Origin of the sequence: Chitinophaga eiseniae (genome assembly GCF_012641265.1) — a bacterium.
In the GTDB taxonomy this organism is placed as follows: domain Bacteria; phylum Bacteroidota; class Bacteroidia; order Chitinophagales; family Chitinophagaceae; genus Chitinophaga; species Chitinophaga eiseniae_A.
This window is the reverse complement of sequence record NZ_JABAHZ010000003.1, coordinates 663,104-688,178: the sequence shown is the minus strand read 5'-3', so window position 1 is coordinate 688,178 and position 25,075 is coordinate 663,104. Positions and strand designations below refer to the sequence as shown.

17 protein-coding genes are annotated in these 25,075 nt (G+C 47.5%); 11 read left to right on the top strand and 6 right to left on the bottom strand.

Annotated features, from left to right (window positions below; all coding sequences use genetic code 11):
- Position 1 precedes the first annotated feature (1 nt).
- The 4 genes from HGH91_RS16575 to HGH91_RS16560 are packed head-to-tail and all read left to right on the top strand — an operon-like array spanning position 2 to position 5,319.
- Entirely contained in the window at positions 2-2,218 is a 2,217-nt protein-coding gene (locus tag HGH91_RS16575) for a glycoside hydrolase family 88 protein (RefSeq protein WP_168739911.1), read from the top strand.
- Between the two features lie 49 nt (positions 2,219-2,267).
- The gene (locus tag HGH91_RS16570; protein WP_168739910.1) at positions 2,268-3,029 is read left to right on the top strand and encodes an SDR family oxidoreductase; all 762 of its coding nucleotides are present in this window, start codon (positions 2,268-2,270) and stop codon (positions 3,027-3,029) included.
- 17 nt (positions 3,030-3,046) lie between these two features.
- Positions 3,047-4,102 carry a LacI family DNA-binding transcriptional regulator gene (locus tag HGH91_RS16565; RefSeq protein WP_168739909.1) on the top strand — a complete coding sequence of 352 codons (1,056 nt, stop codon included), beginning with the start codon at positions 3,047-3,049 and terminating at the stop codon, positions 4,100-4,102.
- A gap of 20 nt (positions 4,103-4,122) precedes the next feature.
- Complete coding sequence (locus HGH91_RS16560; protein ID WP_168739908.1) at positions 4,123-5,319, top strand: glycoside hydrolase family 88 protein; 1,197 nt, start codon at positions 4,123-4,125, stop codon at positions 5,317-5,319.
- A gap of 85 nt (positions 5,320-5,404) precedes the next feature.
- Here the strand turns inward: HGH91_RS16560 and HGH91_RS16555 are convergent, their stop codons facing one another.
- The 4 genes from HGH91_RS16555 to HGH91_RS16540 form a co-directional block, all read right to left on the bottom strand.
- On the bottom strand, positions 5,405-5,929 hold the full coding sequence (locus HGH91_RS16555; protein ID WP_168739907.1) for a GNAT family N-acetyltransferase: 525 nt from the start codon (positions 5,927-5,929) through the stop codon (positions 5,405-5,407).
- A 28-nt stretch (positions 5,930-5,957) separates the two neighbouring features.
- Positions 5,958-9,914, bottom strand: coding sequence for a Pls/PosA family non-ribosomal peptide synthetase (locus tag HGH91_RS16550; protein WP_211092326.1), 3,957 nt, complete (start codon positions 9,912-9,914; stop codon positions 5,958-5,960).
- A gap of 173 nt (positions 9,915-10,087) precedes the next feature.
- Complete coding sequence (locus HGH91_RS16545; RefSeq protein ID WP_168739906.1) at positions 10,088-10,507, bottom strand: SRPBCC domain-containing protein; 420 nt, start codon at positions 10,505-10,507, stop codon at positions 10,088-10,090.
- A 429-nt stretch (positions 10,508-10,936) separates the two neighbouring features.
- Positions 10,937-11,773, bottom strand: a complete 837-nt coding sequence (locus HGH91_RS16540) for a methylated-DNA--[protein]-cysteine S-methyltransferase (RefSeq protein WP_247651760.1) — start codon at positions 11,771-11,773, stop codon at positions 10,937-10,939.
- A gap of 223 nt (positions 11,774-11,996) precedes the next feature.
- Here HGH91_RS16540 and HGH91_RS16535 point away from each other — a divergent pair, with 223 nt between their 5' ends.
- The 6 genes from HGH91_RS16535 to HGH91_RS16510 all read left to right on the top strand — a co-directional run bounded on the left by HGH91_RS16535 (position 11,997) and on the right by HGH91_RS16510 (position 21,545).
- Positions 11,997-12,572, top strand: coding sequence for an RNA polymerase sigma-70 factor (locus HGH91_RS16535; protein ID WP_168739904.1), 576 nt, complete (start codon positions 11,997-11,999; stop codon positions 12,570-12,572).
- Between the two features lie 86 nt (positions 12,573-12,658).
- Positions 12,659-13,783 (top strand): FecR family protein, encoded by a 1,125-nt coding sequence (locus HGH91_RS31525; RefSeq protein ID WP_168739903.1) that lies wholly within the window; start codon positions 12,659-12,661, stop codon positions 13,781-13,783.
- Positions 13,784-14,270: 487 nt separating this feature from the next.
- Positions 14,271-17,675, top strand: a complete 3,405-nt coding sequence (locus tag HGH91_RS16525; protein WP_168739902.1) for a TonB-dependent receptor — start codon at positions 14,271-14,273, stop codon at positions 17,673-17,675.
- A gap of 19 nt (positions 17,676-17,694) precedes the next feature.
- Positions 17,695-19,455 (top strand): RagB/SusD family nutrient uptake outer membrane protein, encoded by a 1,761-nt coding sequence (locus HGH91_RS16520; protein ID WP_168739901.1) that lies wholly within the window; start codon positions 17,695-17,697, stop codon positions 19,453-19,455.
- 163 nt (positions 19,456-19,618) lie between these two features.
- Positions 19,619-20,026, top strand: coding sequence for a c-type cytochrome (locus tag HGH91_RS16515; RefSeq protein ID WP_145665034.1), 408 nt, complete (start codon positions 19,619-19,621; stop codon positions 20,024-20,026).
- Between the two features lie 274 nt (positions 20,027-20,300).
- Positions 20,301-21,545, top strand: coding sequence for a DEAD/DEAH box helicase (locus HGH91_RS16510; protein ID WP_168739900.1), 1,245 nt, complete (start codon positions 20,301-20,303; stop codon positions 21,543-21,545).
- An 85-nt stretch (positions 21,546-21,630) separates the two neighbouring features.
- Here the strand turns inward: HGH91_RS16510 and HGH91_RS16505 are convergent, their stop codons facing one another.
- Entirely contained in the window at positions 21,631-22,977 is a 1,347-nt protein-coding gene (locus HGH91_RS16505; protein WP_168739899.1) for a DUF2252 domain-containing protein, read from the bottom strand.
- A 289-nt stretch (positions 22,978-23,266) separates the two neighbouring features.
- Between HGH91_RS16505 and HGH91_RS16500 the strand changes: the two genes are divergently transcribed.
- Positions 23,267-24,169 carry a DUF1266 domain-containing protein gene (locus HGH91_RS16500; protein WP_168739898.1) on the top strand — a complete coding sequence of 301 codons (903 nt, stop codon included), beginning with the start codon at positions 23,267-23,269 and terminating at the stop codon, positions 24,167-24,169.
- Between the two features lie 3 nt (positions 24,170-24,172).
- On the opposite strand, the gene HGH91_RS16495 is transcribed toward HGH91_RS16500, so the two are convergent.
- Positions 24,173-25,066, bottom strand: coding sequence for a hypothetical protein (locus tag HGH91_RS16495; protein WP_168739897.1), 894 nt, complete (start codon positions 25,064-25,066; stop codon positions 24,173-24,175).
- Positions 25,067-25,075: the final 9 nt, after the last annotated feature.

Here is a 25,075-nt window from a genome sequence, read left to right as displayed (position 1 = left end):
CATGATGAAAAAAATTATCGCAGGAAGCTTGCTGGGCTTGTCTTTTCTGCAGGCCGGCTTACCGGTATATGCCACCGGTCCGGCTACAGTAAAGCATGCCACGGTATTCGAAGATGTGTTTACAGCGCCTGTTGTAAAAGCACAGATGGAGAAAGTAGCTTCCTGGCAGTGGCGTCATATTACGGAACAGGGCTGGAATCACGCACCCACCGACTGGACCAACGGCGCTATGTATGCCGGTATGATGTCGCTGGCACAGGTAACCGGCCGTTCATTTTTTGTAGACCGGCTGTTACAGGTAGGAAGGGATAATGAATGGAATACCGGGCCTGATCGCTTTTTTGCAGACGAATACTGCGTAGGGCAGTTGTATGCGCAGTTGTACAGCGTATATAAAGACCCGGTGATGATAGATCGCTTCCGTAAGCTGGCGGATAGTATTGTGGCGCAGCCGCACACCGAGTCGCTCGAATGGAAGAATGGGATTCATCACCGCGAATGGGCCTGGTGCGATGCCTTGTTTATGGGCCCGCCCGCACTGGCTTATTTGTCCACTGCCACAGGCGATCCCCGGTACCTGGAAACTGCCGATAAACTATGGTGGAAGACGACCGATTTTCTATACAACAAGCAGGATAGTTTGTACTACCGCGATGGTAGCTATATCGGTAAGAAAGAAAAGAATGGTACCAATGTGTATTGGAGTCGCGGTAACGGATGGGTAATGGGTGGACTGGTCCGTATGCTGGATAATATGCCTGCCGGATACGCCGGCAAAGCGCGTTTCCAGGAGCTGTACAAGCAGCTGGCGTATCGTATTGCTGCATTGCAAACCGCAGATGGCACCTGGCATGCGAGCCTGCTGGATCCGGCTAACTACCCTGCCAAGGAAACAAGCGGTACAGGCTTTTACGTATATGCGTTGATGTGGGGGGTGAATAACGGATTGTTGCCGGAGAAGGAATTTATGCCGGTAATACAAAAAGGATGGCAGGGACTGGTGGGTTGCGTGCATCCCAACGGCAAACTGGGTTTTGTACAGGAAATAGGCGCTGCCCCGGGAAAGGCCACCGCAGATGATACAGAGGTATATGGCGTAGGTGCGTTCCTGTTGGCCGGGTCAGAGTTGATTAAATATGATTTAAAGAAAAACCCTGCGGCGCTTACCATCTCCAATAATACTGGTATTAACCGGGAAGGGGATCTTGTGGAGATTCCTTATGCTTCGCTGACAGCTAAGATGGGAAAGTCTTTACCATCGCCTTTTAAGGTAGTGGATGCGTTGAGCGGACAGGAAATTCCTTACCAGCTGATCTATGAAGGTGGTAAAACGGCCAGGCAGCTGTTGTTGCAGGTAACCGTACCGGCGGCATCGCATGTATATGCACATTTGGAAAAGGGTAGTCCCGCACCTGTGAAAACAGCCACCTATGGCCGTTATGTACCGGAGCGTAAAGATGACTATGCCTGGGAGAACGACCGGATGGCTTATCGCATGTACGGTAAGGCATTGGAGCAGGTTCCGAAGGAAATGGCTTATGGTATTGATGTATGGGCGAAGCGGACTACAGATATGGTGATAGATACCTGGTATAAACTGGATAATTATCATCACGACAACGGCCAGGGATTGGATTATTTCAGTGTGGGCCTGACATTGGGAGCGGGTGACACCGCGCCTGCCGGGAAGGATACCATTTACTATCCAAAGAATTACCGTCAGTGGAAATCGCTTGACAATGGGCCGTTGCGTACTACGTTTGCACTGACTTACGATAGCTGGCAGGCTGGTAGTATACCCGTTACCGTTACCAAAACAATTTCGCTGGATGCGGGTTCGCAGCTCAATAAAATGTCGGTGCAGTATCATTTCAAGGGAAATGAGCTCCCGGTAGTAACAGGGTTGGTGAAGCGTAAAGATCCGGGTGCTATGTTGCTGGACGAGAAAAATGGGGTGATGGGTTATTGGGAGCCGGTACATGGCGAAGATGGTACCATTGGTACGGGCTGTGTATTTGCCCGTGAAGTACCTGGTATGAAGACAGATAATGTACACCTGTTTAGTCCTGGTACTGCCAGTAGTCAGCAGCCGTATGTATATTATTTCGGAGCAGCCTGGAGTAAGGGAGGCCGGATTACCTCGGCTGATGCCTGGTTCAGCTACCTGGAGGCATTTTCACAGAAGATCAAACAACCTTTGCAGGTGAATATTCAATAATATTCTCTTTCTCCCGCCACACGTGGGAGGAAGAGCTTAACCTATTTTTATGGACTTATTTCAGTTAAAAGGAAAAACGGCGCTGGTAACAGGATGTAAACGGGGTATTGGTAAAGCGATGGCGGTGGCGCTGGCATCGGCAGGTGCTGATATTATAGGCGTTTCCGCTTCCCTGGAGCTGAGCGGCAGTGAGGTGGAAAACGAAGTAAAGGCCCTGGGGCGTAATTTTAAGGCATACCAGTGCGATTTCTCCAGCCGGGAAGCCCTTTATACTTTTATCAGGCAACTAGGGCAGGAAGCGCCTGTAATAGATATTTTGGTGAACAATGCGGGTACTATTCTCCGGAAGCCGGCAGCAGAGCACCCGGATGAATACTGGGACGAGGTGATTAACATTAACCTGAACGCCCAATTTATCCTGACCCGTGAAATTGGAAAAGGAATGATTGCACGTGGAAGCGGAAAAGTTATCTTTACAGCCTCTTTGCTCACTTTCCAGGGAGGTATTAACGTACCGGGTTATGCAGCCAGTAAGGGTGCTGTAGGATCGCTGGTAAAGGCATTTGCCAATGAGTGGGCTTCAAAGGGAGTGAACGTGAACGCCATTGCCCCGGGATATATTGCTACGGATAACACCGCGGCATTGCGGGCTGACCAGCAGCGGAGCACCTCCATCCTGGAGCGTATTCCGGCAGGGCGCTGGGGAGAGCCGGAAGATTTTGCAGGACCAGTTATTTTCCTGGCTTCCAAGGCGGCAGACTATGTACATGGTACCATTCTCACCGTTGATGGCGGCTGGATGGGAAGATAAAAATTTATATTCCACACATGAGCAAGCGTACTGAAAAAACGATAGTAGATATTGCAGAAGAGTTAAAGCTTTCTGTATCTACGGTGTCACGTGCCCTGAATGATAATCCTAACATCAGCGCACGTACGAAGGATAAGGTGAAGAAAATGGCCCGCAAACTGGGGTATCGCCCCAATGCGCTGGCAGCGGGGTTGCGCAATAACAAAAGTAAGACCATCGGTCTTATCGTACCCCGTATTTCCATGTTCTTCCCGGCGACGATCAGTACCATTATTCAGAATAAACTGCAGGAGTACGGGTATAACCTGATCATCTGCCAGTCGAACGATTCCTATGACCAGGAGGTGGCGCTGGTAAATACCCTGTACTCCGCCAGGGTGGATGGTTTGGTAGTGTCTACCACTTTATATACCACCGACTTTTCGCATTTTGATGTATTTAAGGATAACAATATTCCCCTGATATTTTTCGACCGGGTACCCAAAGATTACAATGTGAAAGTAATTAAGGGAGATGATTACGTAGGAGGATACACCGCTACTACCCACCTGATAGAAAGGGGATGTAAAGATATTGTACATATTTCCGGGCCGCTTACCTGTAACCTGTATGTAGAGCGGGTATCAGGCTATAAGCACGCTTTGCAGGAGAATAAACTGCCCTTCAAAAAGACACGTGTTTTTTACCAGGAGCTAACCCGTGATAATGCCTGGCAGGCCTGCGAAAAGATATTCGCTCAAACGCCTTACCCCGACGGTATTTTTGCTTCCAATGATACTACTGCTATTACCATTATGGAGTATTGCCGTAAAATAAATGTGCGGGTGCCGGAAGACCTGAAAATTGTAGGGTATTCCAATGATCCGCGTACGGAAATAGTAACGCCTCCCGTTACCAGCGTAGACCAGTACCCGACTATGATGGGCGAGCGGGTGGTAGCTGCTTTAATGGAGCTGATCACCAGCCAGGCTTCTGCTACAGCACCCCGTTATTCACAGGAAATAATACCTATTCAACTGATAGCCCGCGAGTCTACTGCCGGAATGGTAAAGGCTGGCGGAAAAAAGAAATGATCATCTTACAATCAACGGTTATGAAAAAGAACCTGTTCTTTACGGTATTACTATTGCCGGTACTGATATTGCAAACGTATGCACAATCCGGTAAAGCGGACAAAGCCCTATTGGCAAAAGCCGATGCCACCCTGCAATTTGCCGCACGGCAATATAAACTGATGATGACCCATGTGCCGGATAGCGTATTGCCCCGCACTACCGACAGCAAAGATGGTAGCTTAATGACTTCCAATTCCGGTTGGTGGACATCCGGGTTTTATCCCGGTACTACCTGGTACCTGTATGAATACACGAAAGACCCGGCATTCAAAGCAGAAGCATTGAAGCGTATGGAGCTGGTAAAAAAAGAGCAATTTAATACCCATACACACGACCTGGGATTTATGATGTATTGCCCTTTTGGCAACGCGTTAAGCATCACGAAAGATACCGCCTATAAAAGCATATTGCTCACCAGTGCCAGGTCTTTATCTTCCCGCTTTAACCCTACAGTGGGCTGTATCAAATCATGGGACCATGGCAGCTGGAAGTTCCCGGTGATCATCGATAATATGATGAACCTGGAGCTGCTGAACTGGGCTACGCGTGAAAGCGGCGATCCACAGTTTGCAAAGATTGCCCGCATACATGCCAACACCACTATCAAAAATCATTTCCGCCCGGATTATAGCTCGTATCACGTAGTGGATTACGATCCGGCCACCGGTGCTGTACATGAGCGTAAAACCCACCAGGGAGCGGCCGACAGCTCTGCCTGGTCACGTGGTCAGGCCTGGGGACTTTATGGTTATACCATGATGTACCGGGACACTAAAGACAAAACTTACCTGGAACAAGCCCGCCATATAGCAAATTATATCCTCAACAATCCGAAGATGCCGGCAGACGGGGTGCCTTACTGGGATTATGATGCACCCGGTATTCCGAATGCGCCCCGCGATGTATCTGCTGCAGCAGTAGCCGCATCTGCATTACTGGAACTGAGTGGCTACACCAATAAAGCTGATGGTAAACGTTACTGGAATGCAGCAGAAAAGATGCTGAACAGTCTTTGCAGCCCGGCTTACCTGGCTAAGGAAGGAGAGAACAACGACTTTATATTAATGCATAGCGTAGGTTCCCTGCCGCATAAATCGGAAGTGGATGTGCCGCTGACTTATGCCGACTATTACTTTGTAGAGGCGTTGCTGCGGTATAAGCAATGGGCAAAGTAACTATTGTAATAAATTTTTATAGCGGGAGAAGATATAGGTAAATATATCTTCTCCCGCTGTATTTTTTGGGATGAGGTCTAAAGATTTAAGGTTGCTCCGGAAACAGTGGCAGCGTATTTTTCCCATCGTCGGTTAACCATTTCTCGTACACCAGTCTTACGGGAGTATATTGTTGGGTAGACAGGAATTGCTGCATGCGGTGATTATTGGTAAGGGTATACCTGACGATCCTGCGTATGCCTTTCGCGATATAGATTTTCTCCAGCTCTTCATTCATCAGGCGGTAGAGGCCCTGGCGACGGAAGGCTTTGTCTACATAACCATCAGAAACATACAGCGTATCATTGGTATAATCCTCAATACGGCTTTCATCTGTTTCTTCCAGGTAAGCAAAGATAAAGCCTGCCGGTGTATTATCGACGTATGCCAGCAGGCAGGTACCATCGCAGGCTTCCTGGGTGTCTATTACATGCTGCATGTAGCCGGACGCAATACTTTCCCAGGCAGCTGTTTTCAGGAAAAATTCTTTTTCCGAGATATGCAGCTGTTCCATCATGCTGTTGATAAGCGCATAATGTTCGCGGATTTGTATGGGTTGGATGGTGATCATTTTCGTTTACCCGTCATCGTTATATCAATTATTCTGGTTTTACAGGGCTGCCTGTCCAGTTGGTACCAGGTTGTAATTTTTCTCCCTTCATCACCAGCGATAGCGGGGTAATGTTTACGTCATCCCCGATTTCGCTATCGTATAAAATGATAGACCTGGCGCCTATGCTGCTTCTGCGGCCTATTTTGATGGCGCCTATTTTCATGACCCTGTCTTCAAACAGGTGGGTTTGCGGTCCGCTGTCTTCATTCAATACGCTGTCTGATCCGATTTCCACCATATCAAATTCGGTGATATCGGCGGTGTTGAGTATAACGCGGTAGCCTGTTTTTACGCCCAGCAGCCGCAGTAAAACCGGCAGCCAGGGAGTCCCTTTCAGGTATTCCAGCAGGAAGGGAATAGAGAGCGCTTCGTAGGTAGAAGTGATCGCTTCACTGCGCCATACTTTAGATGTCCACATCGGGCTTTGCAATGGTTTATACACGCCTGTTAACACCCACTTCAGTATCACGGTGAAGAGGAAGGCAGGGAGCCCGAGGAAGAACAGGTAATAGAAGGGGAACTGCAGTAGGATCATCCACCAGGGCTTATCTGTTACCAGGTCGTGCGCATAGGCGATGAACAGGATGCTGCAGCAGATCACTACGGTTTCAGGAATGAGTATACGTACAAACTCCACGAAAGCCCTGGCCAGCCGGCGTTGTGGCGAAGGCGTGGTAGTGAGTTCCGGTGGAAAGAAATGGCTTTCCTGCCTGCGGGGCAGTGCGATGGCAGGTGAACCAAACCAATCGCGGGCCTTGTCGCCTGCCATTTGTTCCTTAGAAGGCGGGGTAGACAACACACCGATCAGCATGTTTTCCGGCAGCACATATCCCTGTGGAATAAGGGCGCTGTTGCCCACAAAGCTGGTATTATGAATAACTGTTTTTTCCAGGATGAGTTGCTGACCGCGTACATCCGATTCGCCGAGGGTAACGGCATCCGCAATAAAAGCGCCGTCGCCTATTTCCAGGAGCGGATGGGTAACGCTGCTGGCAGTAGATACTTCGGTATTTTTTCCAATTTTGGCGCCCAATGCACGGAACAAAGAGGAGATATATACTGTAGCAAAAATGGGATGTATCACAATCAGTGTGAGGGACATCAGTTGATCTGCAAACCATTTGCGTACATAAAAAATGCTGTACACAGGATAGGTGCCCGGTTTTATACCCCATTGCAGCAAGCGGGTGAGCAATACCGTTTGAGCGGTAAACAGTATGATATAGCTCAGTGCCAGCGCGGGTGTAATCACCATGTAGTTGAAGTTATAATCCGGCGCCGCATTATCCATCTGGTTGAGGGTAATGATGGTGGGTAATAACGGTAATAACACGGTGAAAGGAAACACCAGCAGGAATAAAGAGAAAATGATGCTGTATTTGAAGCGGGTAGCATCGGATACCGGAAGTGGTTGCGGCAACTCACTGATGCTTTTGGTGGTTTTCAGGGTAGCGGGACTTCCCTGCCACACTTCCCCGCTTTTAGCGGTAGTACCGGGAGATAGATAACTGAGGTCCTGGAGTTCGCTCCAGGCTTCCATAACGGTGTCGCCTCCAATAATGGCGCTACTGCCAACGTAGGCGTGATCGCCCAGGTGTACCGCACGGAGTTTCAGGAACCCGTCTTCAATAAAGGCATTGTTGATCACCGCCTGGGAGCTGATGCTTACATCACTGCCAATGGTGACCAGGTCTTCCGCGCCAATGGTTACTGCGCCGAGTTGTGCATCAGAAGCTATTTTTACTCCCAGCATACGCAGGTAGGCCGGATATAGGGGCGTACCGTTCAGGAACTGTGAAGGCATCAGGCGCTGACTTGTTTTTACCAGCCACCAGCGGAAATAGTAGTTGCCCCATACCGGGTAGTCGCCTGCTTTCATTTTACCAATGGCCAGCCATTTGGTGGTGATGATAAGTGCAGAAAATACAGGCGGCAGCAGGCAGAACATCGCCAGGGCAGTAAGGATGGCATATCCCAGGCTGCTGGTGGCTTGTTCTACGTAGTAGTAGCCCAGGTAGGGCAGGAATATCTGCATGGCAAATAAACCGAAGATCACCAGGATGGCGATCGTTTGGAAGAACCAGCAGGTAAGGTGGCGCCACCAGGGCACTTTATTGAATACTTTCTCTTTGCGTTGACCAGCCTGTGGTTGGGCAGACCATACATTTACCAGCTCCTGTAAAGGCCGGTGTATATAAATATCTTTCAGAGATGCCTGTGGTATATTGGCTTCCTTGCGTAAGCGGGATACAAAGGCGGCGGCCAACAAGGAGTGGCCTCCCAGGTCGGTAAAGAAGTCCTGTTGCAGATCAATATTACGATCAGGGAATACTTTAGCCAGGATCAGCATCACCCGGTCCTGCAATGGCGCATTTGGATCGATGGCTTCGTGGCTGGTTACCTGGGTAAAGGCAGGGGGGACCGGCAGTGCCTTCCGGTTTATTTTACCGCTTGGGAGCCTGGGCATATCGTCGAGCACCATAATGATACCGGGTACCATGTAGGTAGGTAATACTTTGGCCAGGTGGCTTCTCAGCATCGATTCATCTACCGGTTGATTATCTTCTCTTACGATATATCCGACCAGTTGATCCTGGTCGTTACCGTCTTTTTTAACGGCAACGGCCGCAGCGGCAACGCCGTCTACAGCATGCAGCTGGTTTTCTATTTCTCCCAGTTCTATGCGGTAACCGCGTAGTTTGATCTGGTCGTCGAGCCGGCCCTGGAAATCGATGCTGCCGTCGGGCAGTATGATAGCGGCATCGCCGGTGCGGTACAGGCGATCGCCGGGTAATTCGGTCATGGAGCTTGGCTTATCCACAAATTTTTCCCGGGTAAGTTCGGGTCTGTCGATATAACCGGCGCCTACGCCTGGTCCTGAAATCACCAGTTCTCCCCGTTCTCCAACGGGCAGGATATCCAGTTTTTCATTGACTACAGCCATGTTATAGTTAGGTAACGGCTGGCCGATGGTGATATAATCGCCGGGTTTAAGTGCGGCGAAAGTGGCGCTTACCGTTGTTTCTGTGGGGCCATAGCTATTGAAGAAATGGCGCGGAGGAGCGGCCCATCTGGCCAGTACCTGCGGGGTACAGGCTTCTCCGCCGGCATTGATCAGGCGCAGGGATGGGACGTTATCGTCCATGATGGCCAGTAAGCTGGGCACAGCATGGAGTACCGTAATTTTCTCGCGGTGCAGCACATCTCCCAGTTCGTCAATGGCTTTGGCGGTAGTGGCATCGGCTACCCAGAGGGTAGCGCCCACGAAGTAACTGAGCCAGGTTTCTTCGCACCACATGTCGAATGATACAGAGAAGCCCTGGTATACCTTATCGTTGCTACGGATGTTCAACACCGTTTGTTCTGCCCGGATCAGGTGGCATATCTGCCGGTGACTGATGGGGATGCCCTTGGGTTTGCCGGTACTGCCGGAAGTGTATAATACGTAGGCGAAGTTATCGGGAGAAGGGCCCTGGCTGAGGGTAAACACTTCTGTACTATCGGGAACGGGGGGAACTTTCAGTACAGCTGCCTCCAGCTGAAGGGGTTCTTCGCTGAAGCAGGCAGCTGCTTTCACTTCTGTGAGTACACCTTCTACACGTTCTGCCGGCATCTCCCGGTCCAGCGGCACGTAGGCGGCGCCGGCCTTGATAATGCCCAGTATGGCGGCATGTAATTCCAGTCCCCGCGACCACCATACCCCTACTACGCTACCAGGCCCTATCCCGTTTGATTGCAGGAAGGCGGCTACCGCATCACTCCAGTGATCGAGTTCTTTGTAGGTGAGCGTTTGTTGTTGGAAGATCAACGCCGTATGATGGGCGTGAGCTTGCACAGTACCAGAGAATATATCTGCCAGGGTTTCATGGTGGAGCAAATCTGGCAACTGGGGCCCCTTAACTATACTATAAACATTCATAAATTCGCGTTCCCGTAGGTTCATTGGTATTACGTATGCGCAAAGTTACTGGTAAGAATCGGTGTATAGTCTTATAATATCCTTAAAAATAATAGATTATTTGCTAAAAATTTCTTATAATAAGTGATATGCCGACGGCTCTTGTCAGCAACCCAGGCGGTCGTATAGGTATTACCGTTATAAACGCAGCAGGGTATTTATGCGTTGAGCTGCCGGCTGATCTCATCCAGCACACGGCTCCAGTAGTTTTTCATCAATTCCCTTTCCTGCTCATTTTTCAACCACTCATGATGGAAACTGATCGTCGTCTTTTCTTTGGCGGGGATAATACGTATTTGCAGGGTAGAAGTTTGCGGATCGCCGGGCTGTTGCCATTTTATGCGAATTACTTTCCCTATTGTCACAGAAGATACCATGATCGTGATACCCGTTTGGGTAGTATAGGTATTCCCTTTTTCAAATGGAAGGTCCGCTTTGTCATCCAGCCAGGAGCTGAGCAGGGGTTGTGTAAACAGCAGCTCCCATGCCTGATGGGGCTCAATGGAAAAAGTGCGCCTGATCCCTATTTCCCAGCCCTGGGAGGTAGTGCGGCCTACCGGGTTTTTCGTTGTGGTCATTCTTTTTACAGGAAGTTACGAAAAGCGGGAGATATTGAGATGTATAAACTATTGATAATGTGTGGTATGCTGCCAGGATAGCGAGAAAGAAATAAAACAAGCATATTAATACTTGAAAATGTAAAATATTTTTTTACTTTTAAGTAACGCTAAAGTTCAACTTCGGCGGGATAAAACGAAACGACCAAAATTCTGAACAATATTTCCAGCGCATTAATTGAGTTGATTAATTAGTACGAAAGACCAAAATCTGATTCCATGAGAAAATCACTACTCATGCCGTGCGGCATGTCGTTATTATCTTTTATTTCCCTGTGCCCATAATAACTTCTTTTTTTCCTCGTCTAACCGGCAGGCATTTTTCAGTGCCAGTCTTTTTTTTCATAAGCAAAAACGGGGCTGTCCTTCACAAGCGGGCAGCCCTTTTGTTTATGACCCGGTGGATTGCGTACGAGCTGCTTCCCAGCCTATCATGGCGTTTTTACGGGAGATTCCCCAATGGTATTGGCCGGCTTCGCCCGACGCTTTAATCACGCGATGACAAGGGATCAGGAAAGCTACCGGGTTTTGGGCCACTGCCGTACCCACCGCGCGGGAGGCGCGGGGATGGTTGATTTCTTCCGCCAACCGGGAATAGGTGGTGAGATTACCCATTGGGATTTTCAGTAGGGCTTCCCATACTTTCAGCTGAAAGTCGGTGCCCCGGAGATGCAGTTTTATCTCAGACAGCCGGCTCCAGTCCTGGGTAAATATATAGAGGGTATTTTGTTGTATAACATCTACCATTTGCGTAAACTCCGCGTGGGGGAATTGTTCTTTCAGCGCCTGCAGGGCTGCTTCCGGCTGATCGGCGAAAGCCATATGACAGATGCCTTTGGCCGTAGACGCCACCAGGATATTGCCGAAGGGACTTTCCGCGAAGCTATAGTTGATATGCAGGGCTTTGCCACCATTTTTATATTCTCCGGGTGTCATACTCTCAATGTTAATAAACAAATCGTGTAAACGGCCGGTGCCGGAAAGGCCTGCTTCAAAAGCAGCGTCAAATACGGTGGTTTTCTCTTCACGTAGAATGCCTTTGGCGTAGTCCAGCGTGAGATATTGCAGGAACTTTTTAGGCGTTACACCCGCCCATTCCGAAAACACCCGTTGAAAATGAAATGGGCTCATATGTACGGCGGCCGCTATTTCCTGTAAATCGGGTTGCGTTTTGAAATTACTTTTTATGTAATCTATTGCAGTGGCTATTTTATCGTAATTGTTCATGGCTTTATCATTTGAAGACAAAGTTAGTTCCATGAATGTCGGCAAAAAACCCGGTTATTGCGGAATCAGTAAATGGGTTGGTGGGAGAAAGACTAGTTAAAATACAACTGTTTTTTGATTAAAAAATAGGATAAATTTAAATGAATAAACACTAGCTTGCGCAAACAACGCGTTTTATCATCCTTTATCCTGGCAGCGGCAACTGCTGATTAAATAGCATATAATGTCTGGTTGGGCCATTATGGAAGACAGTGAACTTTTGAGCCACCTTAGGAAGGGGGAAGTACGTGCATTTGATACTATTTATGACCGCTACTGGTCTGATTTATTTAAACATGCTTATTATACGCTGAAGAGCCGCGACCTGGCCATGGATGTAGTACAGGAAGTATTTACGTGGCTATGGCTGCACCGGGAAACGGTGGTCATTACCTCTTTAAAACATTACCTCAAAGCGGCCACACGTTTTAAAATGGCCAATCTGCTACGGGCCAGCAAGACGCGGCAAATATTTATCCACGATCTGCAATACACCAGTGACAGCAGTACCACACCAGATGAGCTGGCAGTGCGGGAACTGACGTCCGTTATTGCACAGGCGGTAGATGCTTTGCCTGATAAGTGCCGCAAAGTATATAGTCTGAGCAGGAACGAGCAATTGTCGCATGCCGAAATTGCCTCCCGAATGAATATTACCGTTAAAACGGTGGAAAACCAGATCACCATTGCCCTGAAGCGGATACGCTTATTCATTGGGCATTCCATGATTATTATCTCCTGCTTGCTTTCTCATTTATAGGCGATCTTATTTTTTTAAAAAAAAGTACCGGGACTTTGGGGGGAAACCTTTTTTCAGGTGCCTTGGTATATAAACGTCCATTTCACGTGAATCATGATCAACTGGCACAATTAGCCCAACGCATTGCCGATGGGACAGCAACAGCAGCGGATATTTCGCTGTATAATGAATTGTTGAGCAAAGTGGATACTGGAGCGGACTGGGATGAAGCGGAACTGGGTGACAGAACGGCAACAGAAAAACTATTACGTCAGCGTATTTATCAACGTGCCGGTATCCGCAGGAACATGCTGCGGAGCATGTTGGTGAAAACATCGGTAGCTGCAGCAGTAGCGGCGCTGGTGGTATTTACCGGTATTAAATTCTGGAAAACAGGTAACCGGCAAAAAGAGGGTGATCAGCTGCTGGCAGGAAAAGCAATGGTGCCGGGGAGTAACAGGGCGGTATTGACATTGGCCAATGGAGAAAGCGTGGTGCTGGATAGCATTGGCAACCGGGTAATGCAGCAGGGAGGCGCTACCATCCATCTGCGTAATGGAGAGGTGGTGTATAATAATACCACTTCGCAACAGCAGGCATTTAACGTATTAACTACGCCGGCAGGAGGACAGTATCAGCTGGTATTACCGGATGGTACTAAAGTATGGCTCAATGCCGCTTCTTCTTTACGTTTTCCGGCAGGATTTGATGGAAAAGAGAGAAGGGTGGAACTCAGTGGGGAAGCCTATTTTGAGGTGGCCCAGGATACTAAGACGCCTTTCGTTGTACAATCGGGCGATAATCAGGTGCAGGTATTGGGCACCCATTTTAACCTGATGGCCTACCAGGAGGAACCGAGTACAGATGTAACGTTGCTGGAAGGCGCGGTAAAAGTGATACACAGAGCAGATACGGCTTTGCTGAAGCCGGGCCAACAGGCCAAACTGGCGGACACCCGGCAGATACAGCTGGTGCCGCATGCCGATACCGAAAAAATTGTTGCCTGGAAGAATGGATTCTTTTCATTGAAAGGAGAAGGTACCGAAGTGGTGATGCGGCAGCTGGCCAGGTGGTATAATGCGGAAATAGTATATGCAGGTAAAGTACCAGATCTGAAATTTGAAGGCAGTATTAAGAGAAGTTATGAACTGGCCGATGTACTGGCTATATTAGAAGAAAGTGGGATTCATTTTAAAATAGATGGCAGAAAAATTATTGTTTTGCCCGCTTAAGCGTTATTGAAATTATCCAGGACAAATGATCGACACCAAAATCGCTAAAAAAAACCGGGAATGCGCTAACATTTCCCGGTTGTAAAAGGCAATAAAACATACATCTGTTAAGCATTTTTCATTACCTAAATCAAATTTATGTTATTAAATTCTCGTTTCCAAGCCTGCCACGGCGGAGTATTTTCCGTTCATCCATCTCCAGATCATTATTTTATTACCGGCAGATATGCTATGGCATAACGACGGCATTCGACAGTGAACCATCAACAGTGAACATTCAACGGCTAAAAGCACACATGTAATTACTACTTATGTTATGATCAACACATGAGCATAGCACTTCCGGCATACGCTAATATGCCCGATATCGCCAGGCTACGCTCATGACTATCTGTTAAGCATCCTTAATTATCTATCTATGTATCTAACTGCTTGTTTAATCAACAATGGCAGGCGTGTACGCCTATTGACCAAAATCTGGAAAATCATGAAACTCACGGCTTTTATTCTCCTGATTTCATTCCTTCAAATCAGTGCAAAAGGATTAGCACAAAAAATTACCCTGGTAGAGCGGGATAAGCCTATCGGCGAGGTGCTGCACAAAATAGAGCAACAAAGCGGCTACAAGTTTTGGTATCATTCCGGTGATCTGGATGATACGCATTCTATAAACATTGAAGCCCGTAACCTGCCGTTGTCGCAGGTACTGGACATGTGTTTCAATGGCCAGGGACTTTCCTGGAAAATTATTAAGGAAACGATTGTATTGAATCGTGTTATTACGCCGGCGCCCGCCGCCGTGCCACTGGCTGATACCTTACGCGGGCGTATCGTGGATAATACCGGCAACCCCGTTCCCGGCGCCACTATCCTGGTGAAGGGTTCCAAGGTAGCCGCTATCTCCAATGCAGATGGCTATTACCGGTTACCAGGTATTTCCGGAGAGGTGACCATTATTGTTTCCAATATTGGTTTTCAACGCCAGGAAATAGCTACCGGCGGTAGAAGTCACCTGGATATTAAAATTGTGCCTGAAGTATCTATGTTGGAAAATGTGGTAGTAGTGGGATATGGCACGCAGAAAAAAGTAAACCTCACCGGCGCTGTAACACAGGTGTCCGGCGAGGTGCTGGACAATCGCCCGATAACCCGTATCAGCCAAGGGCTGCAAGGTATGGTAGCGGGATTGAATATCGTTACCAACACCGGAGGTGGTGCACCTAATGCCACACAAAATATCAATATCCGCGGGTATACTGGTTTAGGTACTACCGGCGGACCATTGGTAGTAATTGACGGTATACAGGGTGGCGATATCAATGCCATTAACCCCAATGATGTAGAAAGTATTTCTGTACTGAAAGATGCTGCCTCTACGGCCATCTATGGTTCCAGCGCGCCCTACGGCGTTATCTTAATTACCACTAAGAAAGGTAAGCTGGGCCAGCCTACAAAGATTGCCTATAATAACAATCTTTCCTGGGCGCAGGCGATTAATTTGCCTAAGATGCTCAATTCACTCGACTTTGCTAACCTGTATAATGAAGCCTTTGTGAATGCCGGTAAAGCTCCCGACTTTAACGATGAAACCATTGCGCGTATCAAAGCCTACCAGGACGGCACATTGGCCACGCAAACGATCAAAAACCCCAATACGCCCAATGGCTGGAATAGCTGGGCCAGCAGCAATGCGAATAACGACTGGTTTAAAATATACTTTAAGGATTTTGCTTTCAGCCAGCAGCATAATATTAGCGTTAGTGGCGCCTCCGAGAAAAGTAATTATTATATCAGCGTAGGTTACAATGACCGGTCAGGTATGTACAATTTCGGTAAAGACGACTTTAAACGTTTTAATATCCGCGCCAACCTGACGTCTAATGTCACCAACTGGCTCACCTTCAACTTCAGAAGTACAATGTCACGTTCGCTGTATAATACGCCCAACGTATATTCTGGCCAGACCGGCGGCAACTACATGCACCAGATTGCCAGGAAGTATCCCACCGTGGCTTTGATTAACCCGGATGGTCATTATTCAGATGAAAGCAATGTGTTGCTACACCTGCAGGGAGGAAGAGATAAGAGTACAGAAGATCAGCCTATGCTGACCGGTGAATTCCAGATTAAGCCGCTGAAAGGATGGGATATTACCATGAACTATACTTTTGACGGTGATATATACGACCGGCAAAATCAACTCAAAACCGTATATGTGTTTTTGCCGGATGGTACTACAGCGCCTTCTTCCGGTACATCGCCCAACTCTTTTACCCGGAATAATTATCGCAATGAACACCATATCGTAAATGCCTTTACTTCTTACGAAAAGGATTTCAATCGCCATCACTTCAGGATTATGGGCGGTTTTACGAGTGAGCTGACCAGCTATGCGTCGTATTCTGCTTCCAACACCCAGTTGTATTCTAATGATATTCCTGCTTTAAACCTTACTTATAATCCTACTCCTTCTGTGGGCGATCAGGTACGGAGATTAGCAGTGGAAGGTTATTTTGGCCGGTTTAACTACAACTTTGCCGGTAAATATCTCCTGGAAATCAATGGCCGTTATGATGGTACCTCCCGGTTCCTGGCAGGTCGTCGCTGGAAATTATCTCCTGGTGTTTCTGCCGGATGGAACCTTGACCGCGAAAATTTCTGGAAGTCCATCAGCCCAGTCATCAATGCGTTTAAGCTGAGGGCTTCCTACGGATCGTCTCCTGACCAGATGTTCCTGGGTGATCCAAGCATTGGTAGTTACTATCCTTTTTACCCGTTGCTGGGAACTACCAGTCCTAATAATACCTCCTGGTTATTTGGTGGTAACAAGCAGGCATCTGTAAGCCAGCCACCGCTGGTAAATCCTGATCTTACCTGGGTTACCACTACGTCTTATGGTATTGGAACTGATATGTCTTTGTTGAATAACCGGTTAACTGTTTCTTACGATTACTATATCCGCAAGGCCAACGATTTTGCCGGCCCCGCTGCAGTAGTGCCTGTATTACTTGGAACAGGCCTTCCCAGCGTAAACAATGCCGCTATTCAGACAAAGGGCTTTGAAGTAACGGCCCAATGGTCTGACAGGATCGGTAAACTGCATTACAGTGCCCGTGCTTCTTTGTCTGATTACCGTGGTAAAGTGGTTGCCTACAATAATCCTCCCCGCTCACTCAGTACCTGGTATGTAGGTCAGCAGATGGGAGAGATCTGGGGATATACGACCAATGGATTGTACCAGTCAGATGCGGATGCTGCCAAAGCGCCGGTGGCCAGCTTCTGGAAAAACGGATGGCGTGCAGGAGATGTAAGCTACGCCGACCTCAATGGAGACGGACAGATTAACAACGGAAAGAATACCGTAGATAGCAGCGGCGACTTGCGTGTGATCGGTAACAACACGCCCCGCTATCAATACAGCCTGAATCTGAATTTCGATTATAAAGGATTTGACCTGGGTATTTTCCTGCAGGGTATTGCCAAACGCGATGCCTGGGTAGGATCTAACTATTTCTGGGGAATTACCGGCGATGAATGGCAAAGCTCTCCATTTACTGTACAGGCCAATAACCGTTATACTGCCAGTACGCCGAATGGCTATTTCCCTAAATATTATATGAGCAGTGAAAATGGCAAGAACACACAGGTACAGTCAAGATACCTGCAGAATGCGGCCTATCTCCGTATTAAAAGTGTACAGCTGGGATATACCTTACCCGCCAGTATGCTGTCTCCTATTCGTATGCAAAAGGTAAGGGTATACTTCAATGTGGAAAACCTGGCTACGTTCACGAAGCTGATTAAGACTATAGATCCGGAACTATCTATCAGCGATGCTAAAATTTATCCATTACAAAGGACTTTCTCTTGTGGCATCAATGTTATTCTTTAATTCAATTAATATCAGAGATATGCGTTCGTTTAAAATATTGCTGGCCTGCGTGATCATTGGCTTTACGTTATTTTCCTGTAAGAAAGACTTCCTGGAGAGATCGCCGGAAAGTGTGATCAGTGATGCTCAATACTGGCAAAGTGCCAATGATCTGAAATTGTACGCCAATGGTTTCTATACTGCGTTGCCTTCCTATACTGGTTTTGGTACCATTGGTATATATGGTGATGATGCCGACCAGGGGAGCGATAATATGATTTACATCAATTACAATACCTGGATGAACGGGGAAACGATTGTGCCCTCCACTGGTGGTGGATGGTCGTCATGGGGCACCCTGCGTAATATCAACTACCTGCTGGCGAATTACGGGAAGGTGAGAGATTCCTGGAGTAATATGAAGCCCTATGTAGGAGAAGCATTATTTTTCAGGGCTTACTTTTATTTTGGCATGATGAAGCGTTTCGGTGCATTGCCTTGGGTAACCAAGCCATTAACATCCACGTCGCCGGAACTATACAGTAAAAGGCTGGCGCGCAATATCATAGCCGATTCCATCCTGGCCGACCTGGATAGCGCTATCAGCTATCTGCCTTCCAAAACGGCCTCGCCGGCAGGCAGGGTATATAAAGAATACGTGATGGCTTTTCAGTCGCGCGTAGCCTTGTTTGAAGGCACCTGGGAAAAATACCTGGCCGGTACCCCCTTTGGTGTAACCGGTGGTAATGGTGGTAAATACCTGCAGAAAGCGGCAGATGCAGCCAATAAGGTAATGAGTACCGGTATTTTTTCATTGGACAATGTGGGGAAAAATTATGGTTACTGGTCGCTGTTTAACCAAACAGATTACGCCGGCAGCAAGGAGGTGATGTTCTGGCGCCAGTATAATGCCACTACCGGGCCGGCTCATAACTGGCATAGATATACGAATTCCGGGGCAGGACGTGGATTGACCAAGAGCCTGGTGGACGATTACCTGTGTATGGATGGCAATCCTATTGCCCTCAGCCCACTTTACCAGGGCGATGACTCGCTGACTACCGTAGTACGTGGCCGGGATCCCCGCCTGGCGCAAACGATGTATGTAAACGATGGTAACCACATTGTTACCAGCAATCAACCTGGAGGTGTACCAAACCTGATTTTCACGCTGCCCACTTTTGGCTCAGCCAATGAAAATAAGCCTGCTACCGGTTACCAGGTATACAAAGGCAACAACCCGGATTACTATCAACAGTATGCTGCCGAAATTGGCACTACCGGTTTAATCCTGTTCCGTTATGCAGAAGTATTACTCAACTATGCAGAGGCTAAAGCTGAACTGGGTACGCTGACGCAGGGCGATGTAGATATGTCGATTAATAAACTCCGGCAACGGGTAGGTATGCCCGATATGAATATCGGGGCGCTGCCTACAGATCCTAACTGGATATTTCCTAATCTCAGCCCGGTTATTAACGAGGTACGCCGGGAAAGACGGGTGGAATTGGCCTGCGAAGGTTTCCGGCATGACGACGTGTTGAGATGGGGCGCTGCAGGCAGATTATTTGTGGGATGGCAGCCATTGGGCGCCAAATTGAATCAATGGGCAACGGTAGTTCCGGCCTCTCAATTGTCTGGCTATCCTGCCAATGCAGCGGGTTATATCCAGCTGTATAAGAACTCTCCGGCGATGGCTTCCGGCTATAAGTTTAATATAAACAGGGATTATCTTTCCCCGCTTCCACTGTCGGAGTTACAGGTGCCGAACAGTGTGATGGAACAGAATCCCAACTGGTAAGTGTTAAATAACCTCAACGTTTATACGAAAAATGACAGGCATCATGCCTGTCATTTTTCGTTAGTGGTAGCGAAAAATCAGGCAGGGATCATTACAACATATGATTCTTTTTTGTAGATTCCCGTTCAGAAGGAAGCTTTTAATACTATTTAAACCCATGGTCATGAAAATCAGGAAAAGTTTTGTAGTGGTGGCGGCACTGGTGGCTGTCGGCACCCTATGTTCTCTCGCATTGCCTCAGCAGCCTGAAAAGGCAAAGAATCTGAAGGTATTGCCTAAGGATATCAGCCACGAAGAGCTGATTGCAACCATGCGCGGTTTCAATGCCGCCCTGGGTGTAAAATGTAATTTCTGTCACGAGCCAAGCAAAGATGATCCCAAGAAACTGGATTTTGCCAGCGATGCCAATCCTCACAAGGGCACTGCACGGGATATGATGAAGATGACCAAAAGGATCAACAAGAAGTTCTTCAAGGGTTCGGAGGTAATGGCAGTAAGCTGCTATACCTGTCACCATGGTAATGAAGAACCGAAAACCAAACCAGATGCAGCTCCCGAAGCTGCCAAGTAGATTTTTAAAAGGAGCCGCTGCAAAGCGGCTTTTTTTATACCATTTAGCCTGTTTTGAGCCCCGTTTTTGGGGATTCATATGTTATTTTATTAATTTATGGCTATCCTGGCGGGAAAATCAGTATCTTTGCATCCGTCTGTTGAGTTAAAAGCATAAAGCACAGTTATTCACTCTCTCCAGTCCGGAAATCTTTTCTTTACTGCTCTCCCTCAATTGTGATAACGCTAAAGACGAAGAAGCGTTATTTAATATTTATTACATCAGATATATCAATATGTTATTTGAGCAATTAGGGCTTATTGCGCCCATTTTAAAAGCTGTTAAAAACGAAGGTTATACCACACCTACCCCTATACAACAACAATCTATTCCTATTGTACTGGAAGGTAAAGACCTGCTGGGCTGCGCACAAACGGGCACTGGTAAAACGGCCGCGTTTGCTATTCCGATTTTACAGTTATTGTACAACAGCACCCCGGCTACACAGGGGTATAAGCATATACGTACCTTAATATTGACCCCTACCCGGGAACTGGCCTTACAGATCGATGAAAGCTTTGCTGCCTACGGGAAATATACAGGGCTGAAGCACGATGTTATTTTTGGTGGCGTACCGCAGCACCGGCAAACCATTGCCCTGCGTAATGGCACCGATGTACTGATTGCTACACCCGGCCGCCTGCTCGACCTGATGAACCAGGGCTATATTTACCTGAACCACCTCGAGATTTTTGTGCTGGATGAAGCAGACCGTATGCTGGACATGGGCTTTATCAATGATATCAAGAAGGTAATCCGGGAATTGCCGCAGCAGCGTCAAACCCTGTTCTTTTCTGCTACCATGCCGCCAAGCATTGCACAACTGGCCAACTCCCTGCTGTACAAGCCGGAAAAGGTAACCATTACACCGGTATCTACTACTGCGGAAAGGATTGAACAATCCGTATATTTTGTGAAGAAGAAAGATAAACAGCAATTGCTGGATCACCTGTTGAAAGATAAACGGATAGAGCGTACGATTGTATTTACACAAACCAAGCATGGCGCCGACAGGATTGCTAAAAACCTGAAGAAGCGCAATATCAACGCTGATGCGTTGCATGGCGATAAATCACAGGCTTCCCGTCAGAATACGCTCAGCAATTTTAAGAACGGACGTTTGCGCGTATTGGTGGCTACGGATATTGCCGCCCGTGGAATAGATGTGGATGCACTGGAACACGTGATCAACTATGACCTGCCGAATGTTTCTGAAACCTATGTACATCGTATAGGCAGAACCGGTAGGGCAGGCGCCGTAGGATATGCGCTTTCTTTCTGTGATACCGAAGAAAGACCGTATCTCCACAGTATTAATAAACTGACCCGGCAAACGATTCCTTCTGTTTCGCACCCCTTTGAAGAGGCTGCGCTCATAGAGGCCCACAATACTAACCCGGATTTGCCCAAGGCAGAACCCCGGAGACCTAAGCCGAAGAACAGAAGAGGTAAGATCGATAAGCGCGACAGAACCTTCTAGTCACGCAAAGGATTATAAGAAGCAAAGGCGCAAAGAGTATAACATCTCTTTGCGCCTTTGCTTCTTATAATCCTTTGCGTGAAACTTATTCCCTTTTTACGGGTAGTTTACCGGCTTTGATGGCTTTCAGGAAGTCGGCATAGTCTTTTTCCGTTTGATCGGCATAGGCTACCGCAAATTTGCCAATGGCTTCATCCATGATATCGGCTTTTCCCAGGTAGCCACTGATCATATTGCCTTTGCCTGTTTTGGCATGGGCCCTGGCCAGCACCCTTCCACAGAGGCCTGCATAGGCGCCCAATACCTCTTTATCGAAATGTTCTACATCCGGGGCTATTTTACGGTCTCTCAGCTGTCGCAGGTAGTAATGGCGATTTTCCAGTCCGGTGCTCCATCCCAGGAAAATATCGCTGGCTGCCTGCACGAGGCGTTGCCCCTGTACTACGCGCTCTCCATTGTGTTTGTATCTGGACTTGGCTGTATAGGCTTCCAGTACACTGTTGCGGGCCTCTTTCACCTGCATAAAGAGCGGCTCATTTTTATCGTTCATCATCAGGGCCACATAGCAGCGGGTGCCTACGCTACCTACTCCTACTACCTTCAGGGCCAGGTCTACTATCCGGTATTGACTCATCAGGTAGCGCCGGTCGTCCTGGAGGGTATTGAGATATGATTCCAGGAAGTGGTGTACCATTTCCTTTTGTTTAACCAGGTCGATCGTATGATATACCAGCGGATGTTGATCCGCTATTTCGAAGTTGCCTAAAACACCTGTTGTAATTTTATATAACACCTTTTCAGGCGTGCTTTTTTCTGCTTTGTCTATGGCGGTTCTCAGCATGGTTTTCACCTTTTCACTTTTGCTGTTGTTTAACAGGCCGGGTATATCAAACTTCATATACCACAGATCGAGTGTGTTCATCTGTGCATATTCGGCGATGGCATTTCGATAGGCACTGGCTACGTCTATGGCCATTTGCCGGGCATCGGCTTCGCGCATGCTGTTATGCCGGGCAGCCAGCACAAAGCTGGTGGCCAGCCGTTTGATATCCCATTCCCAGGGTGCGGGTAGTGTTTCATCGAAATCGTTGGCATCGAAGATGAGGTTCCGCTCGGGAGTAGCAAAGCCGCCGAAGTTCATCAGGTGGCAGTCGCCCATCGCCTGTACCTGTAGCTCTGTATGCGGAAGTCCGGCCAGATCGCGCGCCATAATATCGGCGGTGCCCCTGTAAAAGGCAAATGGCGAAGTGCTCATTCTGCCGCAACGGATGGGAATCAGTTCTTCCACCCGGCCCGCATTGGATGCCTGTATGGCCTGTAAAATAGTAGGGCGTTGTTTCGGTAGTTTAAATATTCCCTGGGAAGTGCGGGGAATGCTGTCCCTGATTTGTTTACCCGGATTAGATAGGGTGGTAGTGGTATTCGTGTTCATTGGGATTTTGTTAATAACTAAACGTTAGGACTACACGACTTGTTTTATTTATACCCGGAAGTTACATCTTTCGCTGGTAGGCCAACGCTGATTTCTGGCAATGAGATCGCGATTATCTCATTAAATATTAATATTATAAATTTCTATAAACATTAATTATATTTGATATGTAAAATTATTTTTAGAAAACTTTTCGCTAATTTTATACGTAAGTAACAGTGTACCAGTCATTTTAACCAGACCATAACCACCAATATAAACCATATATCCTTAACCTTAACCATATACTATGGACCAGCAATACATGGACAAGTACTGGGAGCAATTGCGTAACATGGGATTTAGCGAAGATATGATTAACCTCTACAAGCAGCAGGTAGAGCAGTCGATGAGTCAGGCTGACAGCTGGAATGCACAAATGAGCGTATTTACGGAAAATATTAAGCAGTTCAACCAGATGTTTGGTGGCGATGATGCTGACGTATGTGACATGGATGATCAGCCACCCGTTATTCGCCTGCATGCCGGCAGTCGTTTAATGCCGGAGCAGCAATGGGCCATTGCTTGTGGGGCCGACATAGCGTTCGTAAATCAACAATACCTGAATGATATTACTACGGGGATGAGCAAGGCTGACTGCCGGGAGCAGTTGTCTGAATGGTGGGATATTGACAGTACCGCCGAATTGGTAGATATGTTGAACTGGCTTCGGGAAAGCGGTCATAGGATTGAATATGATATTATCTGGCAGGCTATCAACATGGTATCCATGAAGGAAAGCAAGGCCTTTTTAAGAGAATATATTGCCAGCAATGAGTTGGAAGAAGCCGTGGTAATGGAGCGTTTGCGCAATACCCGCGATGCCCTGGAACTGTTTAAAGAACGGAAGCTGATTGATAAATCATTGCAACCGGATATGCTGATATGGGATTTTGCCCGTATTATTAATCTTAGCCGGGCCGGCTACGATGCGGGTTATCTTACCTATGAAGCGGCGTTGGATTATATGATGCAGTGTGTGCCGCTGATTAAGCGGAGTTATACTTCCTGGCGGCACCTTTCTCTTTCTTACCAGTTTGCCCGCTGCGTATGGAACGGCGTGGAAATGGGAAGTTTTGAAACACTACATGCCAATATGGAATACTTGCTGCTGGCGCCGGAAAGTCCCTGGAAGCGGTTGTCTTTCAGATAAGTCTTAATGTTGCCGGATCCTGTTTTGCTCGCTGTCTTTCAGGTGCAGCAGGATATGCTTGGGCAGGAGCGGACTGTCGAAGGCCAGGTCGACCGATTTTTTCTGGAAGTCTTTTGCCCTGGGTACGCGATGAAATATTTCGTAGAGTGCAATGGGTTCTTCATTGAAGCCCACGCAGGTGCTTACAAAGCTCATTTCCCTGATCTGGTATCCCGCTTTACCGATGTTATCTTCTATGTCGGGGAGTCGCCCGATAAAATGACGTTGACGGATAAACGTAGTACTATTCATAATAATAAAGATATAGTTGGCAAACGCGGTTACTTTGCCATAGTACATATGATTGTCTCTTCCGGAGCGCTCTACCAGGTATTCATCTCCTGATTTATATATTTCCAGGGCCGATCGCCAGATACGTTCATGGGCTTTCTTACCGGGCTTGAAGGGGAGGTTACGGTTATAGCAATACCAGTATCCGACCAGGTTGTCGAGTAATAAGCGGTTACTGCCGGTAATAGGAATATTGATTTTAAGTTCGTGGAAAGGAAACTGTGTGGTGGCGTTATTAATAAAGTCGATGTAGCTGCTGAATCCCAGGGTAGTGGCAATGATATTTAATTTAGAGAAGTTAGGACTGCTGATTGTTTGCGCGGATTTGACGCGGGCGGACTTTAATTTTTTTATGATGAGATGTTCGTATAAATAATTATCTCCGAATAATACCCGTGGCGCAGTTATTTTTTTGCGGCGGTGCTGTTTCTCTATCTGTATGTTAAACTCCTGGACAACATAGGTCCACTCTGCCTTTGAAACATCTTCCCAGCTTGTTTTTTTGAGATATTGATGCGCAATGTAGTTCATTAATCGTTCCAGGTTAAGCAACTCTTCTTTACTCATAATAATACG

What these genes read in the sequence shown, in the direction of transcription:
- HGH91_RS16575 (WP_168739911.1), top strand. Translation starts at nt 2, where the DNA reads ATGATGAAAAAAATTATCGCAGGAAGCTTGCTGGGCTTGTCTTTTCTG.
- HGH91_RS16570 (WP_168739910.1), top strand. Translation starts at nt 2,268, where the DNA reads ATGGACTTATTTCAGTTAAAAGGAAAAACGGCGCTGGTAACAGGATGT.
- HGH91_RS16565 (WP_168739909.1), top strand. Translation starts at nt 3,047, where the DNA reads ATGAGCAAGCGTACTGAAAAAACGATAGTAGATATTGCAGAAGAGTTA.
- HGH91_RS16560 (WP_168739908.1), top strand. Translation starts at nt 4,123, where the DNA reads ATGAAAAAGAACCTGTTCTTTACGGTATTACTATTGCCGGTACTGATA.
- HGH91_RS16555 (WP_168739907.1), bottom strand. Translation starts at nt 5,929, where the DNA reads ATGATCACCATCCAACCCATACAAATCCGCGAACATTATGCGCTTATC.
- HGH91_RS16550 (WP_211092326.1), bottom strand. Translation starts at nt 9,914, where the DNA reads ATGAACCTACGGGAACGCGAATTTATGAATGTTTATAGTATAGTTAAG.
- HGH91_RS16545 (WP_168739906.1), bottom strand. Translation starts at nt 10,507, where the DNA reads ATGACCACAACGAAAAACCCGGTAGGCCGCACTACCTCCCAGGGCTGG.
- HGH91_RS16540 (WP_247651760.1), bottom strand. Translation starts at nt 11,773, where the DNA reads ATGAACAATTACGATAAAATAGCCACTGCAATAGATTACATAAAAAGT.
- HGH91_RS16535 (WP_168739904.1), top strand. Translation starts at nt 11,997, where the DNA reads ATGTCTGGTTGGGCCATTATGGAAGACAGTGAACTTTTGAGCCACCTT.
- HGH91_RS16525 (WP_168739902.1), top strand. Translation starts at nt 14,271, where the DNA reads ATGAAACTCACGGCTTTTATTCTCCTGATTTCATTCCTTCAAATCAGT.
- HGH91_RS16520 (WP_168739901.1), top strand. Translation starts at nt 17,695, where the DNA reads ATGCGTTCGTTTAAAATATTGCTGGCCTGCGTGATCATTGGCTTTACG.
- HGH91_RS16515 (WP_145665034.1), top strand. Translation starts at nt 19,619, where the DNA reads ATGAAAATCAGGAAAAGTTTTGTAGTGGTGGCGGCACTGGTGGCTGTC.
- HGH91_RS16510 (WP_168739900.1), top strand. Translation starts at nt 20,301, where the DNA reads ATGTTATTTGAGCAATTAGGGCTTATTGCGCCCATTTTAAAAGCTGTT.
- HGH91_RS16505 (WP_168739899.1), bottom strand. Translation starts at nt 22,977, where the DNA reads ATGAACACGAATACCACTACCACCCTATCTAATCCGGGTAAACAAATC.
- HGH91_RS16500 (WP_168739898.1), top strand. Translation starts at nt 23,267, where the DNA reads ATGGACCAGCAATACATGGACAAGTACTGGGAGCAATTGCGTAACATG.
- HGH91_RS16495 (WP_168739897.1), bottom strand. Translation starts at nt 25,066, where the DNA reads ATGAGTAAAGAAGAGTTGCTTAACCTGGAACGATTAATGAACTACATT.